A 16,522-nucleotide genomic window follows, 5' to 3' on the forward strand; every position below is an offset into this window, starting at 1 on the left:
GCTCAGGCTTCGGTAACAACCGGCACGCGTGCCGCCAACGCCGACAACAGTTCATAGCCTAACGTCCCTGCCGCCGTGGCCACCTCGTCCACCGGCAGGCGTTTTCCCCACAGCTCCACCTCGGCGCCCAGTTCAACGTGGGGACAGGGCGTCAAATCCACCGCCAGCATATCCATCGATACCGTTCCCAGGGTGCGCGTCAACACGCCATCGACCCATACCGGCGTTCCGGTCGGCGCATGACGCGGATAGCCGTCGGCATAACCGCAGGCCACCACGCCGATACGCTGCGCGCCGGCGGCGCTGTAACGGCCACCGTAGCCCACGCGATCTCCAGACTTCAGCTGCTGAATGCCGATGATCTCGCTGCTCAGCGTCATCGCCGGCTGCAACCCCGTCGATGCGATATCGTTCCAGCATCCGCTCGGCGAAGCGCCATAGAGAATGATCCCAGGGCGCACCCAGCTGCCGTGGGTCGCAGGATGCCACAGCGTAGCGGCCGAGTTGGCCAGGCAACGCGGCAGCGGTACATCGGCCGCCGCCGCCTCGATGGTGGCCATCTGTTGAGTTACGCCTTCCGGCCCGTCGGCGGTGGCGAAGTGACTCATCAGCGTAAGCTCGGCAATATTGGCGACAGCCTGCGCCCTGCACCACACCTCATGCAGGCGCTCGGGCGCAAACCCCAGCCGATTCATGCCGCTGTTCACTTTCAGATAGACATCAAGCGGCGCACTCAGCTTTGCGTCGGCGATCGCCGCCAGTTGCCAGTCGCTGTGCACCGCCGTCGTCAGGCGATAACGATCGAGCAAGGCCAGATCCTGTCGCTGGAAGAAGCCTTCCAACAACAGGATCGGCCCCTGCCAACCGGACTCGCGCAGCAACACCGCTTCGGCCAGATCCAGCATGGCGAAGCCGTCGGTGTGCGCCATGCTGCGCCAAACGTGTTTGATGCCGTGGCCATAGGCGTTGGCCTTGACCACCGCCCAGACTTTGGCGCCGGGGGCGAAACGGCGCACCACCTGCAGGTTGTTTTCAATTGCACCGAGATGCATCGTGGCGGTTATCGGACGGGGCATCGCTTCTCCTTGGGGCAGCGTACAGCGGCCACGCGCGCCTGCGCGTGGCCGAAAAAGTCTATGACAGCGTCGACGATTAACGTGCGGGATGCACGTCGTTCAGCGGAACCGCGTGTTGCTGGCGAAATCCGGCGCTGTAACGCGCCACCGCCAGGTCATCGGAAGGGATTGCCGGCGTAATGCCGGACATCAGATCGGACAACAACTGCCCGGAACCGCAGGCCATGGTCCAGCCGAGCGTGCCATGCCCGGTGTTGAGGTACAGGTTTTTCAACGAGGTGCGGCCGACGATCGGCGTGCCGTCCGGCGTCATCGGGCGCAAGCCGGTCCAGAACGTCGCCTCTTCCACTCTGCCGCCGTTCGGGTAGAGATCGCGCACCACCATCTCCAGCGTTTCTCGCCGCTTTTGCTCCAGCTGAGTATTGAAACCGACGATCTCCGCCATGCCGCCGACGCGAATGCGCTGGTCGAAGCGCGTGATGGCGATTTTATACGTCTCATCCAGTACCGTAGAGAATGGCGCCGCCGCCTCATCGACGATAGGGATCGTCAGCGAATAGCCCTTGAGCGGGTAAACCGGAATAGACACCAGGCCGCGCAGCAGCGCCGTGGAGTACGAACCGAACGCCACCACATAGCTATCGGCTTTGAACACTTCCTCGCCGCACTGTACGCCGGCGATCTTGTCCCCCTCCACCAACAGACGGTCTACGCTGCGGTTGAACAGGAAGGTCACGCCCGCCTGCTCAGCCATCTTCGCCAATTGTTGCGTAAACAGTTGGCAATCGCCGGTTTCGTCGTTCGGCAACTGCAGGCCGCCGGTCAGCTTGTGCGCCACCTGCGCCAGCGCAGGCTCAACGCTGCCGAGTTGGCCGGCCTCCAGCAATCGGTAAGGCACTCCGGCATCTTCCAATACCGCAATATCTTTCGCGGCGTTTTCGAACTGTTGTTGGGTGCGGAACAGCTGCAGCGTGCCGCCCTGACGGCCTTCGTACTGGATGCCGGTTTCCTGCCGCAGCGCCTTGATGCAGTCGCGGCTGTATTCCGCCAGGCGCACCATGCGGCCTTTGTTGGTCATGTAGTGTTCGGTGTTGCAGTTTTTCAGCATCTGCCACATCCAGTTCAGCTGGAAGCTGCTGCCGTCGAGACGGATCGCCAGCGGCGCATGGCGTTGGAACATCCACTTAATGGCCTTCAGCGGCACGCCCGGCGCCGCCCAGGGAGCGGCATAGCCCGGTGAAATCTGCCCGGCGTTCGCCGCGCTGGTTTCCAGTGCCGGGCCGGGCTGACGATCGATCACCGTCACCTCATGCCCAGCCTTCGCCAAATACCAGGCACTGGCTACGCCCACCACTCCACTACCTAAAATTACCACTCGCATCGCTGACTCCAGCCCAAGGCTTCACAAAGCACAATCTTCTGCTAACAGGAAATTAACTCAGTGAAAAAATCCGTCCAACAACTTCGTCATCAAACGTGACAATATTCACAATTAATTTATCGTCGATGGCCCGCGCATTTGCAATAGCCGCCAGAAAATAGCGATAAGATACGGTTTAAGGGGGTTTATGGCGCGAGGTCACCCCTGATTCGCTAGCATTGCTATCATTGATGTCATGGAAAATTGGCGTGATAAGCAACATGGATTTAACAGAATATAAAAATATCAGCTAACCTATAAATAGAATAAAAAACCACAAAAACAAAAAATACCAAAACAACTGGCAAATAACGGCACCACCCGCTGCAGCAGAAAAATCGCGTAAATTTTCAGCCCTTAATAGCCTTATTTTTACTGTTGGAATAAAGCGGCGTTCACTGTGGCGCCATCTTGTTTTCGCTGCAGCACGATATGAACGTTCAAGCCCCCAGCCGCGCCCAGAGTTCAGACTGTCGCTATTCAGGAGAACCTCGCATGTTCATCGCTCTCTATCAGTTCTCAGTCAAAACCGGACACGAACACGCTTTTCGCCAGGCCTGGCTTGAATTGACGCAGGGCATCTATCAGCAACGCGGCAGCCTGGGCTCGCGCCTGCATCGGGAGGTGAACGGCAAATATATCGGCTATGCGCAGTGGCCAAGCCGCTCGGCATGGGAAAACGCCGGTGATATTCAGCTGGATGAACGGTACCGAGCGGCTCGGGATCGCATGCGCGCCACTTTATTGGCGGATGAAACGCTATTTGAAATGGACGTCACGGACGATTACCTGCAAATCAGGCCGTTCGACTGACCACAAGCCCACGCGTGCGGGCTTGTGGTGGCAGAAGAGAGACGCATCAATGATGCAGCATCTCGTCCACGACTTCTTTGGTCTGCAGCTGGAATGGGTAGTAGGTCGGCCAGTTATCCATCTCTTTCAGCAACGCCTCCTGCGACGTGTTGCCCATAAAGATATGGAAATGCGCCGATTTGCGCGGCCCGATAATGTGATCGCTGAACTGTACGAATTTCGGTGCCTGGCTGTCGGCATCCTGGCACTCGAACAGATAACGCACGCCTTTCTTACCGGAGACATACGTCAGGATCTTATGCCCGGCGTACTTGTACTGACAGGCGCTGGATTGGTCGCCACGGTGAAATTCCATGACACCGTTCTCAATGCCAATGGTATCCACATCGGTGGCGTAACCTTGGCGGTAATACGCCTTCACCTCTGCGAAGGTTTTGCTCTTATCCTGCGCCGCTTTCTTCTTGAACACCGGGTCAAGATCCCCATTGATCAGATACGGATACACGGATTGCCATACGCCCTCCCAATCAGTCAGGTCGCGATCTTTGACGTCTTTATCGTCGAACACGCCTCCCTCCGCCTTTTTTTCCAATTCCGTCAGCGGCTTGCCATGTGAATGATGCCCGTGAGCCAACGTTTGCCCACTGATGAACAGCGCCGCCAGCGCCACTGCCAATTTGCCCAAATGCCTCGTCAAAACGCGCTCCTTGTCCGTTATTGAGAAAAATGAAAAGTTACAATATAACATAACAATTTTCAATCCCTGTCGCACAGCAGGCAATGTGTTGCACGCCCCTGCCGCAGGGCTATACTCGGAGAAGATGCGCGGTGTTGCACCGCCTTCTGCCGGGACGGGCGCCGGATCGACCGCCGTTCGCCCCTTTGCGTACCGGCATTTTTATTTCACTGATTTGCAATGGTTAATTATGACTTGAACTATGCTTGTTACAGGGTCTGCCGTTTGAGCAAGGCCCGTGAATAATGAGGGTGCGCTGATGACTACTTCAACACATGACAAGGTTAAGGATGATAAACGTCTGAGCGATGGACCGGACTGGACGTTCGAACTGCTGCAGGTGTATTTGGAGCAGATCGACCGCGTCGCCAAGCATTACCGGCTCGACACCTACCCCCATCAGATCGAGGTGATCACCTCAGAACAGATGATGGACGCCTATTCGAGCGTCGGCATGCCGATCAACTATACCCATTGGTCCTTCGGCAAAAAATTCATCGAAACCGAGCAGCGCTACAAACAGGGCCAGCAAGGGCTGGCGTATGAAATCGTCATCAACTCCAATCCCTGCATCGCCTACCTGATGGAGGAGAACACCATCACCATGCAGGCGCTGGTGATGGCGCACGCCTGCTATGGCCACAACTCGTTCTTCAAGAATAACTACCTGTTCCGCAGTTGGACCGACGCCAGCTCCATCGTCGATTACCTGCTGTTTGCTCGCCACTACATCAGCCAGTGCGAAGAACGCTACGGCGTCGAAGAAGTGGAACGGCTGCTGGACTCCTGCCATGCGCTGATGAACTACGGGGTCGACAGGTACAAACGCCCGCAAAAAATCTCTTTGGTGGAAGAAAAAGCGCGCCAGAAAAGCCGCGAAGAGTATCTGCAAAGCCAGGTGAATACGCTGTGGAAGACCCTGCCACGCGTCGAGCGCGAAGAGTCGCCTGAGCAGGCGCGCCGATATCCGAGCGAACCGCAGGAAAATATCCTCTATTTTATCGAGAAGAATGCGCCGCTGCTGGAACCGTGGCAGCGTGAGGTGCTGCGCATCGTGCGCAAAGTCAGCCAATATTTCTACCCGCAAAAACAGACCCAGGTAATGAACGAGGGGTGGGCGACCTTCTGGCACTACACCATCCTTAACCATCTTTACGACGAAGGCCGGGTGACCGAGCGGTTCATGCTGGAGTTTTTGCACAGCCACACCAACGTGGTTTATCAGCCGCCGTACAACAGCCCATACTATAACGGCATCAACCCCTACGCGCTGGGCTTCGCCATGTTCCAGGACATCAAGCGAATCTGCCAATCGCCGACCGAGGAAGATCGCTACTGGTTCCCGGACATCGCCGGTAAAGACTGGTTGGACACGTTGCACTTCGCCATGCGCGACTTTAAGGATGAGAGCTTTATCAGCCAGTTCCTGTCGCCCAAAGTGATGCGCGACTTCCGCTTGTTTACCGTGCTGGACGACGATCGCAACAACTACCTGGAAATTGCCGCGATCCATAACGAAGCGGGCTACCGGGCAATCCGCCAGGAGCTGTCGGCTCAATACAATCTGAGCAACCACGAGCCGAACATTCAGATCTGGAACGTAGACCTGCGCGGCGACCGTTCGCTGACGCTGCGCTACATCCCGCAGGAGCGCGCGCCGCTCGATAAGAGCCGCCGCGACGTGTTGAAGCACCTGCATCGCCTGTGGGGCTTCGACGTGATCCTCGAGCAGCAAAACGAAGACGGCAGCGTGGAATTGCTCGACCGCTGCCCGCCGCGGCCTACGCCGCTGTAACCGCCATAACGACAAAGGGCGCCAACACGGCGCCCTTATTATGTCATTCGCACGGCATCAGCGGCGCGCTTCGGTCAGATCGCTCGGCATGGTGCCCTGCATGCTCTGCCAAATCGCCCCGCTGTCTTTACCGTAGTTGCGCACGGTGTCCATCACCTGGTCGTACAGCTTCTCATGGCAAAGCGTAGACAGCTTGCTGTAGAAGGTCAGCGCCAGCTTGCGCGCTTCCGGGTTGGAGAAGTAGTAACGGCCCACGCGGGTGTACAGCCCTTTCAGGCCGTTGAAAATCAGGCCATAGATCGGGTTGCCGGAAGCGAACGCCAGACCACGGAAGATCTCATAGTCCAGGACATTGAAGGCATCCGCCTGATCTTCCACCTCGGCGGCTTTCGCCAGCACTTCCTGCGCCTGCTCAGGATGATTGCGCACCGCAGCGCGAATAAAGATCGACGCGATATTGGTACGCACGGACAGCAGGTTATCGATCAGCTGCGGGACGCTTTTGTGATCGAGACGAGCCACGGTCTCAAGGATATTGAGGCCGGACGTTTCCCAGAAATTGTTCACTTTGGTCGGTTTACCATGCTGTATGGTCAACCAGCCATCGCGGGCCAGACGTTGCAACACTTCACGTAACGTGGTGCGCGTGACGCCAATCAACTCCGAAAGCTCACGCTCCGCGGGCAAAATAGAGCCAGGGGGGAAGCGATTATTCCAAATACTCTCAATAATGTACTCTTCCGCGAAACCGGCAGGACTCTGCGCCTTTATGACCATGTGTTTGACGTTCCGTTGCGACGATAAAATCAGTAAAAGTAATCAGCTCATCATACCAGATCACACAGACATGACATAGCGTGAGCGAAAAACAATAAACGAAAGTGTGCATAAAGTGGCAAAAAACGCGCAAAAACACCGGCCCTGAGAAATTTGCCACTGTAAAACAAGCTCCGGTTGCGCCCGCCCCCGCCGCGTTGTTAGGGTACGTGCTACGACTGATTTAAGGATGCATAAAGGACAATGGAAACAACCCTGCGCAGCGCCCTGCTCAAAAACTTCCTGGGGCAATCTCCCGACTGGTACAAACTGACCATTCTCATTTTCCTGGCGATCAACCCGCTGGTGTTCTTTTTCGCCAGCCCGTTTCTCGCGGGTTGGCTGTTGGTGATCGAGTTCATCTTTACCCTGGCGATGGCGTTGAAATGTTACCCGCTGCTGCCGGGCGGCCTGCTGGCGCTGGAGGCCGTGGCCATCGGCATGACCAGCCCGGCGCAGGTTTCGCAGGAAATCGAACATAATCTGGACGTGCTGCTGCTGCTGGTCTTTATGGTGGCCGGCATCTACTTTATGAAGCAACTGCTGCTGTTCGTGTTCACCAAACTACTGCTCAATATCCGCTCGAAAACGCTGCTATCGCTGGCGTTCTGCCTGGCGGCCGCTTTCCTTTCCGCCTTCCTCGATGCGCTGACGGTCGTGGCGGTAGTGATCAGCGTCGCCACGGGGTTCTATTCCATCTATCACAATGTGACGTCGAACCGCTCCGACGGCGACATCGGCGATGACAGCGATTTCACCGGCGAAGAGCGCAAGCAGACGCTGGAGCAATTCCGCGCCTTTCTGCGCAGCCTGCTGATGCACGCCGGCGTCGGCACCGCGCTCGGCGGAGTCATGACCATGGTGGGCGAGCCACAGAACCTGATCATCGCCAAAAGCGCGGGCTGGGGCTTTATCGACTTCTTCCTGCGGATGGCGCCGGTCACTTTGCCGGTGCTGGCATGCGGCCTGCTGGTCTGCTGGCTGGTAGAGCGTTTTCGCCTGTTTGGCTACGGCACGCCACTGCCGGAAGCGGTGCGTGAGGTGCTGAAAGAGTATGATCGCAAGGCCACCGCAGGCCGCAGCAAGCAAGAAAGGCTCAAGCTGGTGATGCAGGCGCTGATCGGCGTTTGGCTGGTGCTGGCGCTGGCCTTCCACCTGGCGGAAGTCGGGCTGATCGGCCTGTCGGTCATCATTCTCGCCACATCGCTGTGCGGCGTGAACGACGAACACGCCATCGGCAAAGCGTTCCAAGAGGCGCTGCCGTTCACCGCCCTGCTGACGGTATTTTTCACCGTGGTGGCCGTGATCATTGAGCAACACCTGTTCAGCCCGGTGATCCAGTTTGTACTGCGCGCCGAGCCCGCTTCTCAGCTTTCGCTGTTCTACCTGTTCAACGGTCTGCTGTCGTCGGTTTCCGACAACGTATTCGTCGGCACGGTTTACATCAACGAAGCGCGCACCGCGCTGGAAACCGGCGCCATTGCGCTGAAACAGTTCGAACTGTTGGCGGTCGCCATCAATACCGGCACCAACCTGCCTTCGGTCGCGACCCCTAACGGCCAGGCGGCGTTCCTGTTCCTTTTGACGTCGGCCTTGGCGCCGCTGGTGCGTCTGTCGTATGGCCGCATGGTGTGGATGGCCCTGCCTTATACGATTGTATTGACCGTGGTCGGCCTGCTGTGCGTACAGTTCACGCTGGAGCCGGCGACCGAACTGTTGACACAGTGGCACTGGCTGACGCTGCCGCCTGTCGACGCCATCGGCCACTGATGCGGCGCCGGCAGGGTAAACCGACTATTTTTACGCTGAAACCGGCCCAGGTGGCTGGCAGCGAGGGGGAATTGGTTTACACTGCCGGTTCAATTGCTTACTGCATGGAAGAATCTAGATATGTTGCAATTCTTTAACCGCTGTTCACAAGGACGCGGCGCCTGGCTGCTGATGGCCCTGACAGCGTTGGTGTTGGAACTGGTCGCGCTCTATTTCCAGCACGTTATGCTGCTGCAGCCCTGCGTCATGTGCATTTACGAGCGTTGCGCGCTGTTCGGCATCCTCGGCGCCTCACTGGTGGGCGCCATCGCGCCGAAAACGCCGCTGCGCTATGTGGCGATCCTGCTGTGGATCTACAGCGCCTGGGAAGGCGTACAGCTGGCGTGGAAACACACCATGATCCAACTGCACCCCTCGCCGTTCAATACCTGCGATTTCTTCGTCAGCTTCCCGTCCTGGCTGCCGCTGGATAAATGGCTGCCTGCGGTGTTCCACGCTTCCGGTGACTGTTCCGTGCGTCAATGGCAGTTCCTGACGCTGGAAATGCCACAGTGGCTGGTGGGTATCTTCGGTGCCTATCTGCTGGTGGCGCTGATTGTGCTGATCGCGCAATTTGTTCGCCCACGCCGCCGCGATTTGTTCGGCCGCTGATAGGCCAACAAACAAAAAACGGCGCCTCAGGGCGCCGTTTTTTTAGGGTATTACTGTTGAATTCAGAGATAACCCCATTTCAGGTATGTGTAAGGAAGTAAACGAGCACGATCAGTGCCCCAGCTACGGCAAACAGACGGACCATTTTCATTGTTATGCTCTCGAACTTGCGGGAGAGCGGCCAAATTACCCAACTTATCGTTTAAAAAGAAGCATCCTGGCTCGATTAAGCGCGTAATTTACATAACATTAAACTTCTGCGTTGCCAGCGGGCCAACACATGCTGTGCAGGCACTTTCCTCACGGCCTGCGGGCATCAATAAATTACCGTTATTTATGAACGACTGCGTCTTTGTCACATTCAGAGCACAATATTTTGGTGAAGTTTGCCCATAAAATCCTTATAGTATCGGCAAAGTGAGTACTACCGATTTCCCTGGTGTTGTTGTGTGTCTTGCCCCTCATCTTTGCAGGGGCTTTTTTCCTTCTCCCCCAACCGTCAGTCCCCGCTGCCTTTAAATAAATCATTCAAATTTAACTCTGCGCGGTATCACTCATCGGCCAACGTTCGCGCACTAATGATTAAAATCGTCCGTGATTCTTTCCTTATGCTGAATGCAGTAGGCCAATGATATCAAGGACACGATTTATGCCGGATAGCACCTTTCCCCCCACGTCTCAGCGCCCGTTCCTGCGGCGCATGCTGCTCAAAGCAGGGAAAAAATTCCTGCGCTGGAACGGCGAATTTCAGACTCGCCATTCGCTCATCTCCACCACGCCGCGGATCGGTAATCATGAATTTAATTGGGTGACGGCGCTGGAAGCCCGTTGGCCTGCCATTCGCCAGGAGTTGGATCGGTTACTGGAGCATCCGGAGGACATCCCCGCGTTCCACCAAATATCACCGGATCAGAAACGCATCTCCAAAGGGGATAATTGGAAAACCTTCGGGCTATTTGTCTACGGGCAGCGCGTTGATGAGAACTGCGCCATTTGTCCGCACACCGCACAGGCGGTCAGCGAGATCCCCGGCATGCGCACCGCCATGTTCTCGATTCTTAAGCCGCACTATCACATCGTCCCCCACAAAGGCCCGACTCGTGCCGTGGTGCGCGCGCATTTGGGATTGATCGTGCCAAAGGATCGGGAAAAGCTCTGGATCCGCGTCGACGATCAGATCCTGCACTGGGATGAAGGCAAGGTCATTTTGTTTGATGACTCTTATGAACACGAGGTGCGCAATGATACCGACGAACTGCGTGCGGTGCTGTTTCTCGATATCGACCGGCCGATGGACAAAGTGGGGACGGCGGTAAATAAACTGCTGTTCAGCCTGATTAAAGCCAGCCCTTACGTGAAGCAGCCGCTGAAAAATCTGGCCAACTGGCGCCGCCGCGACAAAAAGGAGTGAAGTGACGGCTTATGCCATAACCTCACGCCTGCCGGTTAGCGCAATTGCAGAGGGCGGCGTGTCCTGACACGCCGCCCTCTTGCATGAAAACGCGCCTTGCTGCGCAAGGGGGCCGGCGTTATCTGGCCCAGTCCGGCTTGTTGAGGATATGGTCCTGCCAGTCCACCACTTCGCTCTCGCGCACCGCGATATGCCGCACCGTGATGCGCTCACCGTGCATCGCCGCCTTGGAGCCGCTCAGCAACGGGTGCCAGGGGAACAGCGGCTTGCCTTCGCCGATCAGGCGATAGGCGCAGGTCGGCGGCAACCAATCGAAGGTGGTGAGGTTTTCGCGCGTCAATTTGATGCAGTCCTCTTCCAGCTCGAAGCGCCGCTCGTAGTTACGGCATTGGCAGGATTTGATGTTGAGCTGGTTGCAGGCTACGTTGGTAAAATAAATCTCGTCGGTATCTTCGTCGATCAGCTTATTCAAACAGCATTGCCCGCACCCGTCGCACAGCGATTCCCACTCTTGTTCTGACATTTCCGCCAGCGTTTTCTGTTGCCAAAAAGCGAGTTGTGACATGTTAGCGTCCGGTTTCGGTAAATGGATAACTCACCTGCGCACAGGTTCGAGGGGGGACTATATAGACATTTTAGCCGCGAGATGCAAGTTTTGCCGCCGACGATGCCGGCGGCGAACAGCGATCAGATCACCCGGGTGCTGAGCGCTTTACCGTTCAGACTGATTTTCAGCATGTCGCCGGAAGCCATCGGGCCTACGCCCTGCGGCGTGCCGGTCAGGATGATGTCGCCGGCGCGCAGCGTGAAGAAACGGCTCATGTAGCTGATTAGCGGCAGGATCGGCGTGATCATGTCACGCGTATTGCCCTGCTGGCGCAGTTGATCGTTGACCGTCAACGACAGCTCGGCGTTTTGCGGATCGCCGAATTCCGCCACCGGGATAAACCCCGACATCGGACAAGACCCGTCGAAGGCCTTGGCCTTCTCCCAGGGCTGACCGGCCTTTTTAAAACCGGCTTGCAGATCGCGCAGCGTCAGATCAAGCGCCACGCCGTAACCGGCAATCGCACGCGCCACGCGATCTTCGTTGGCCTGCTTCAACGGCGTGCCGATCAGTACCGCCAGCTCTACCTCATGATGCACCGCACCGAACTCTTTAGGGATGGCCACCGGCTGGCGGATATCGCATAACGCCGTCTCCGGTTTGATAAACACCACCGGCTCGACGGACACCGCACTGCCCATTTCCTTGATGTGATCGGCGTAGTTGCTGCCGACGCAGACCACCTTGTTCACCGGGAAATCGAGCAGCGAACCCTGCCAGTCTCTGTGTTGATACATACCGCTTCTCCCAAACTGTAGAGGCTTGGCGCGCCAAGCCGATTATTGGTGTGCCGGATCAATGCCCGATCGCGTCTGCCATCATACCCACGGCGATAGCGAAATAGTAAGAGCGATTCCAGTGCATCAGGGTGCGGAAATTATCATAGACCAGGAAGGTCCGCCCCTGCAGATCATCCGGCGCGATGATCCAGCCGCGCTGCACGGCGTGCGGCAACGCGCGGCCATCCGCACGGCGCACGCCGCGTTTCTGCCAGTCGTTGACGCTGCGCGCCTGCGCGTCTTTCAGGCCCAGTTCGGCTCGATTGAAGCCGGCGGGCAGTTTGACCTCGCGCCCCCAACCGATGCCGGGCTGCCAGCCCTCTTTGGACAGGTAGCTGGCCGTGGACGCGAAAACGTCGTCAATGTTATTCCAGATATCGATGCGCCCGTCACCGTCGCCGTCCGCCGCATAGCGCAGGAAGGAGCTTGGCATAAACTGACATTGCCCCATCGCGCCGGCCCAGGACCCTTTGAGCGACGTATCGCCAACGTGCCCCTGTTCGACTATCTGCAACGCCGCCAGCAGCTCCCGGCTGAAAAAGGCCTCGCGGCGCCCTTCGAACGCCAGCGTCGCCAGCGCGGACACCACGTCCTCCCGCCCCTGGATCTTGCCATAGGCGCTCTCCATGCCCCACAGCGCGATGATATAGCGCCCCGGCACCCGATAGCGTTCGCTGGCCCGCAGCCATTGCGCATGGCGCTGCCGGTACAGTTCGCGCCCCTGCCGCACCTTGGCGGGCGACATCACCCGCCGCAGGTAATCGTCCAAAGTGATCTTCTGCTCCGGCTGATTGCGATCGGCCTTGATCACCCGATCGACGAAATGGATTTGCGCAAAGGCGCGGTCAAGGGTGGCCTGACTGATGCCCTGTTCCCGCGCCCGGCGCTTCAGTTGCTCGACATACGCCGGGAACTGCGCCGGATCGCGCCCGCTGGTCGCCAGCGTCGTCTCCTGCGCCGCCTGCGGTGCGCCCGGCATCATCGCACCGCCCAGCGCCAGCCAAACGGCCAACGCGGTACTTCTCGCCGAACGTGTCATCATGCCTCCCCTGACCGTGGCGGCGGTCTCAGGCCTTGTCGCCCGCCAAATGCTGATTGAGCAGGTTTTCCACCGGCGGCGGGAACTGCAGGTAATAACCTTCGTCTTTCAGCGCCTGTTTCACCTTTTCGATATCCGCCGAGGCCAATTTCTTGCGTTCATCGAGTGAAAGCATCATGGCGAATTGCGGTACGCCGAAACTTTTCATCAGCGCTTCCGGCACACGAGAGAAATCGTCTTTTTTTTCGACATAAAGATAAGTTTGATCGCGTTTCGGGCTTCTATAGATCACACAAAGCATTTTTTTAACTCTATTTAATTGAGGGAGCGTCTTGCCTGGATATAACTCTGACTATAACATGCTTATAGTACATCGGAATATCGCACCCCGAGTGGTATTCCGGGGATTTAAAGTTGCTGAGACTGAGTCAGGATAGATGTCACAATCGCCAATTGAGCTAAAAGGCAGCAGTTTTACCCTATCGGTTGTTCATTTGCATAATTCGCAGCCCGAGGTAATACGCCAGGCGTTACAGGAAAAAGTTGAGCAAGCGCCCGCTTTTCTGAAAAACGCCCCTGTTGTTATCAACGTCGCAACGCTGGATGGCGACGCGAACTGGAAAGAACTTCAACAGGCTGTCGCGGCGGCAGGTCTGCGCGTTGTGGGTATCAGCGGTTGCAGAGATGAGCGTCAAAAGCGCGCGATAGCCCGTGCCGGGCTGCCGTTGCTGAGCGAAGGCAGAGGCCAGAAAATGGCGGCGCCGGAGCCTGCACCTGCGCCCGTGGTGGCGGACAACGCCCCCGCCAAAACGCGTATCATCAGCACCCCTGTCCGTTCCGGCCAACAGATTTACGCCCGCAACTGCGATCTTATCGTGACCAGCAGCGTCAGCGCCGGCGCCGAACTGATTGCCGACGGCAACATTCATGTCTACGGCATGATGCGCGGTCGCGCGCTGGCAGGCGCGTCAGGCGACACGCAATGTCAGATTTTTTGCACCCACCTGGCGGCTGAGCTAGTCTCTATCGCAGGGCAGTACTGGTTGAGCGACCAAATCCCGTCCGATTACGTCGGGCAGGCCGTACGACTCAGCCTGTTGGATAACGCTTTAACCATACAACCTTTAAATTAAGCCCTTTTGACAAGGAATCCATTTCATGGCACGCATTATTGTTGTTACATCGGGTAAAGGGGGCGTTGGCAAGACCACTTCGAGCGCGGCCATCGCTACCGGCCTGGCCCAGAAAGGCAAGAAAACCGTCGTGATCGATTTCGATATCGGCCTGCGTAATCTTGACCTGATCATGGGCTGCGAACGTCGGGTAGTTTATGATTTCGTGAACGTGATTCAGGGCGACGCCACGCTGAATCAGGCGTTGATCAAAGACAAACGCACTGAAAACCTCTATATCCTGCCGGCTTCGCAGACACGCGACAAAGACGCGTTAACCCGTGAAGGCGTTGAAAAAGTCCTCAACGATCTCGGCGAGATGGATTTTGACTTCGTGGTCTGCGACTCACCGGCCGGTATCGAAACCGGTGCGCTGATGGCGCTGTATTTCGCCGACGAAGCTATCATCACCACCAACCCGGAAGTCTCTTCGGTACGCGACTCCGACCGTATCCTGGGCATCCTTTCCTCCAAATCGCGCCGCGCCGAGAAAGGCGAATCGCCTATCAAGGAACACCTGCTGCTGACCCGTTACAACCCGGGCCGCGTCAGCCGTGGCGACATGCTGAGCATGGAAGACGTGCTGGAAATCCTGCGCATTCCACTGGTGGGTGTGATCCCGGAAGACCAGTCCGTACTGCGTGCTTCCAACCAGGGTGAGCCTGTCATTCTGGATGCCGAGTCAGACGCCGGTAAGGCGTATGACGATACCGTTTGCCGCTTGTTGGGGGAAGAACGCCCATTCCGCTTCATTGAAGAAGAGAAGAAGGGTTTCCTGAAACGCCTTTTTGGGGGATAAACCATGGCCTTATTAGACTTCTTTCTGTCCCGCAAAAAACAGACAGCCAATATAGCCAAGGAACGGCTGCAGATTATCGTCGCAGAGCGTCGTCGCGGGGACAGTGAGCCCCCGTATCTGCCTGATTTGAAACGCGATATTCTGGCGGTTATTTGCAAATACATTCAGATCGATCCTGAAATGCTGCATGTGCAGTTCGAGCAGAAAGGGGACGATATTTCGGTACTTGAACTTAACGTGACATTACCGGAATCGGAAGAAGCAGCTAAATGATTGCGACGCATTAATTACCCCCTGTATATTTTATGCAGGGGGTAACTGTATGTGTATCCAGTTATTAAGCATTATCGGCAGCAAAAAATCGATTTTTCCCTTTGGGACAATTCCCAATTAACTTTGCCGCCACCTCGTTTAAAGTAAATTCTGGCCAGATTTACCTTCAACGCATTATTTCCTGCCTATATTCACCCGAGCAGAGTTTCCCTACCCTGCCCTGGTGATAACCAGCGATTAATAATCTTTCAGGATGTCCTGCAACGGCGCCATTAATAAATCGCCGCGCCAGCCGCTGATTAATTCAGGGCGACTCTCGCCGTCCTTCAGTTTCCAATGCCAGTTCAACAATTGGTTAATTTGGCGACGGGATGCCAGCAGCTCGCTGCTCAACCCGCTTTGCTCGCTGACGGTGGCGATAGCGGCCTTGATGTCCTTAAACACCTTCTTGTAGCCCGGCTGATCGATAAGGTTAGCCAACGGCGCCGGCAACTCGGACTCCTCCAGCGCTTCGGCCTCCGCCACCAGCGCCAACAGCGTTTTGCCGTGATAACGGATCTCCGGCCCGCTCAGGCCCAGCGAATCCAGTTCTCCCAGCGAAGACGGCATAAAGCGCGCCACCTGCCACAGGTTCTCCTCGCGAACCACGAAGTTCACCGCCAGATCGCGCTCGCGCGCCTGGCGCAACCGCCATTCCGCCAACTTCTGCAGGCACCCCAGCTGACGCGGGCGCAACTGCCAGGCATTGCTGATTTCGCGATAGGCCACTTCCGGCGCCAGCGCCTCGCTACGGCGTTGGCACAGCAGCAAGCACTCGTTATTGGCAGCAGCGGTCCAGCCGGCCTCTTCAGTCTCCTGCACCAGCTGTTTGGCCATCGGCAGCAGGTAGAACACGTCGGCGGCCGCATACACGCACTGTCTTTCAGTCAGCGGGCGCGCCAGCCAATCGGTGCGCGACTCGCTCTTGTCCAGTTCAACCTTCATGTACTCCGCCACCAGCGTCGCAAAGCCGCAGGAGAGCGGCCGACCGGTAAAGGCCGCCAGGATCTGAGTGTCGATCATCGGCGTCGGCAGCGTTTTAAAGGCGTTGAGAAACACTTCAAGATCTTCACTGCCGGCATGCAGAAACTTCACCACGGCGGTGTCGGCCAGCAGCTCGACAAACGGTTGCCAGTGCTTGATCGGCAGAGGATCGATAAGGGAGAGTTGTTCACCGTCGTAAAGCTGGATCAGGCCCAGCTGCGGATAGTAGGTACGCGTTCTGACAAACTCGGTGTCCAGCGCAACCTGGGCATGCTTTCTCGCCTGCTCGCAGACCTGCTGCAATCCGGCATCGGTAGTGATCAACTGATAATTCAAAACATC

17 protein-coding genes are annotated in these 16,522 nt (G+C 57.0%); 8 read left to right on the forward strand and 9 right to left on the reverse strand.

Features of this window, described 5'->3' with window-relative positions; genetic code table 11:
• Positions 1-2: 2 nt before the first annotated feature.
• Positions 3-1,076 (reverse strand): catabolic alanine racemase DadX, encoded by a 1,074-nt coding sequence (gene dadX, locus ACUTQY_RS01380; protein WP_046687234.1) that lies wholly within the window; start codon positions 1,074-1,076, stop codon positions 3-5.
• A 76-nt stretch (positions 1,077-1,152) separates the two neighbouring features.
• A complete protein-coding gene (locus ACUTQY_RS01385) occupies positions 1,153-2,457 on the reverse strand; it encodes a D-amino acid dehydrogenase (RefSeq protein WP_046687235.1) in 1,305 nt (434 codons plus the stop codon).
• A 534-nt stretch (positions 2,458-2,991) separates the two neighbouring features.
• Between ACUTQY_RS01385 and ACUTQY_RS01390 the strand changes: the two genes are divergently transcribed.
• The gene (locus tag ACUTQY_RS01390) at positions 2,992-3,309 is read left to right on the forward strand and encodes an antibiotic biosynthesis monooxygenase family protein (protein ID WP_046687236.1); all 318 of its coding nucleotides are present in this window, start codon (positions 2,992-2,994) and stop codon (positions 3,307-3,309) included.
• A 46-nt stretch (positions 3,310-3,355) separates the two neighbouring features.
• On the opposite strand, the gene zinT is transcribed toward ACUTQY_RS01390, so the two are convergent.
• Positions 3,356-4,006 carry a metal-binding protein ZinT gene (zinT, locus tag ACUTQY_RS01395; RefSeq protein WP_046687237.1) on the reverse strand — a complete coding sequence of 217 codons (651 nt, stop codon included), beginning with the start codon at positions 4,004-4,006 and terminating at the stop codon, positions 3,356-3,358.
• A gap of 298 nt (positions 4,007-4,304) precedes the next feature.
• Between zinT and ACUTQY_RS01400 the strand changes: the two genes are divergently transcribed.
• A complete protein-coding gene (locus ACUTQY_RS01400; RefSeq protein WP_033643331.1) occupies positions 4,305-5,840 on the forward strand; it encodes a SpoVR family protein in 1,536 nt (511 codons plus the stop codon).
• 57 nt (positions 5,841-5,897) lie between these two features.
• Here the strand turns inward: ACUTQY_RS01400 and fadR are convergent, their stop codons facing one another.
• Positions 5,898-6,617 (reverse strand): fatty acid metabolism transcriptional regulator FadR, encoded by a 720-nt coding sequence (gene fadR, locus ACUTQY_RS01405; RefSeq protein ID WP_033643333.1) that lies wholly within the window; start codon positions 6,615-6,617, stop codon positions 5,898-5,900.
• 243 nt (positions 6,618-6,860) lie between these two features.
• On the opposite strand from fadR, the gene nhaB reads away from it, so the two are divergent.
• The 3 genes from nhaB to ACUTQY_RS01420 all read left to right on the forward strand — a co-directional run bounded on the left by nhaB (position 6,861) and on the right by ACUTQY_RS01420 (position 10,488).
• Positions 6,861-8,426, forward strand: a complete 1,566-nt coding sequence (gene nhaB, locus ACUTQY_RS01410) for a sodium/proton antiporter NhaB (protein ID WP_042784729.1) — start codon at positions 6,861-6,863, stop codon at positions 8,424-8,426.
• A 120-nt stretch (positions 8,427-8,546) separates the two neighbouring features.
• Positions 8,547-9,077, forward strand: a complete 531-nt coding sequence (gene dsbB, locus ACUTQY_RS01415) for a disulfide bond formation protein DsbB (RefSeq protein WP_033643335.1) — start codon at positions 8,547-8,549, stop codon at positions 9,075-9,077.
• Between the two features lie 649 nt (positions 9,078-9,726).
• Positions 9,727-10,488: an aspartyl/asparaginyl beta-hydroxylase domain-containing protein gene (locus tag ACUTQY_RS01420; RefSeq protein ID WP_033643337.1), complete on the forward strand. Its 762-nt coding sequence runs from the start codon at positions 9,727-9,729 to the stop codon at positions 10,486-10,488.
• A gap of 118 nt (positions 10,489-10,606) precedes the next feature.
• Here ACUTQY_RS01420 and ACUTQY_RS01425 read toward each other — a convergent pair whose 3' ends face one another.
• From ACUTQY_RS01425 to ACUTQY_RS01440, 4 genes are all read right to left on the reverse strand, one after another.
• A complete protein-coding gene (locus ACUTQY_RS01425; protein ID WP_025159803.1) occupies positions 10,607-11,053 on the reverse strand; it encodes a YcgN family cysteine cluster protein in 447 nt (148 codons plus the stop codon).
• A gap of 122 nt (positions 11,054-11,175) precedes the next feature.
• The gene (locus ACUTQY_RS01430) at positions 11,176-11,832 is read right to left on the reverse strand and encodes a fumarylacetoacetate hydrolase family protein (RefSeq protein ID WP_033643338.1); all 657 of its coding nucleotides are present in this window, start codon (positions 11,830-11,832) and stop codon (positions 11,176-11,178) included.
• Between the two features lie 58 nt (positions 11,833-11,890).
• Entirely contained in the window at positions 11,891-12,913 is a 1,023-nt protein-coding gene (locus ACUTQY_RS01435) for a lytic murein transglycosylase (protein WP_046687238.1), read from the reverse strand.
• Positions 12,914-12,941: 28 nt separating this feature from the next.
• Positions 12,942-13,214, reverse strand: a complete 273-nt coding sequence (locus tag ACUTQY_RS01440) for a YcgL domain-containing protein (RefSeq protein WP_033643340.1) — start codon at positions 13,212-13,214, stop codon at positions 12,942-12,944.
• 136 nt (positions 13,215-13,350) lie between these two features.
• On the opposite strand from ACUTQY_RS01440, the gene minC reads away from it, so the two are divergent.
• The 3 genes from minC to minE are packed head-to-tail and all read left to right on the forward strand — an operon-like array spanning position 13,351 to position 15,157.
• Complete coding sequence (gene minC / locus ACUTQY_RS01445; RefSeq protein ID WP_033650952.1) at positions 13,351-14,046, forward strand: septum site-determining protein MinC; 696 nt, start codon at positions 13,351-13,353, stop codon at positions 14,044-14,046.
• A 25-nt stretch (positions 14,047-14,071) separates the two neighbouring features.
• Positions 14,072-14,884, forward strand: a complete 813-nt coding sequence (gene minD, locus ACUTQY_RS01450) for a septum site-determining protein MinD (RefSeq protein ID WP_004932300.1) — start codon at positions 14,072-14,074, stop codon at positions 14,882-14,884.
• Positions 14,885-14,887: 3 nt separating this feature from the next.
• Positions 14,888-15,157, forward strand: a complete 270-nt coding sequence (minE, locus tag ACUTQY_RS01455; protein WP_004932303.1) for a cell division topological specificity factor MinE — start codon at positions 14,888-14,890, stop codon at positions 15,155-15,157.
• Positions 15,158-15,394: 237 nt separating this feature from the next.
• On the opposite strand, the gene rnd is transcribed toward minE, so the two are convergent.
• Complete coding sequence (rnd, locus tag ACUTQY_RS01460; RefSeq protein ID WP_046687239.1) at positions 15,395-16,516, reverse strand: ribonuclease D; 1,122 nt, start codon at positions 16,514-16,516, stop codon at positions 15,395-15,397.
• Positions 16,517-16,522: the final 6 nt, after the last annotated feature.

The organism is Serratia sp. TSA_130.1, from assembly GCF_052691795.1.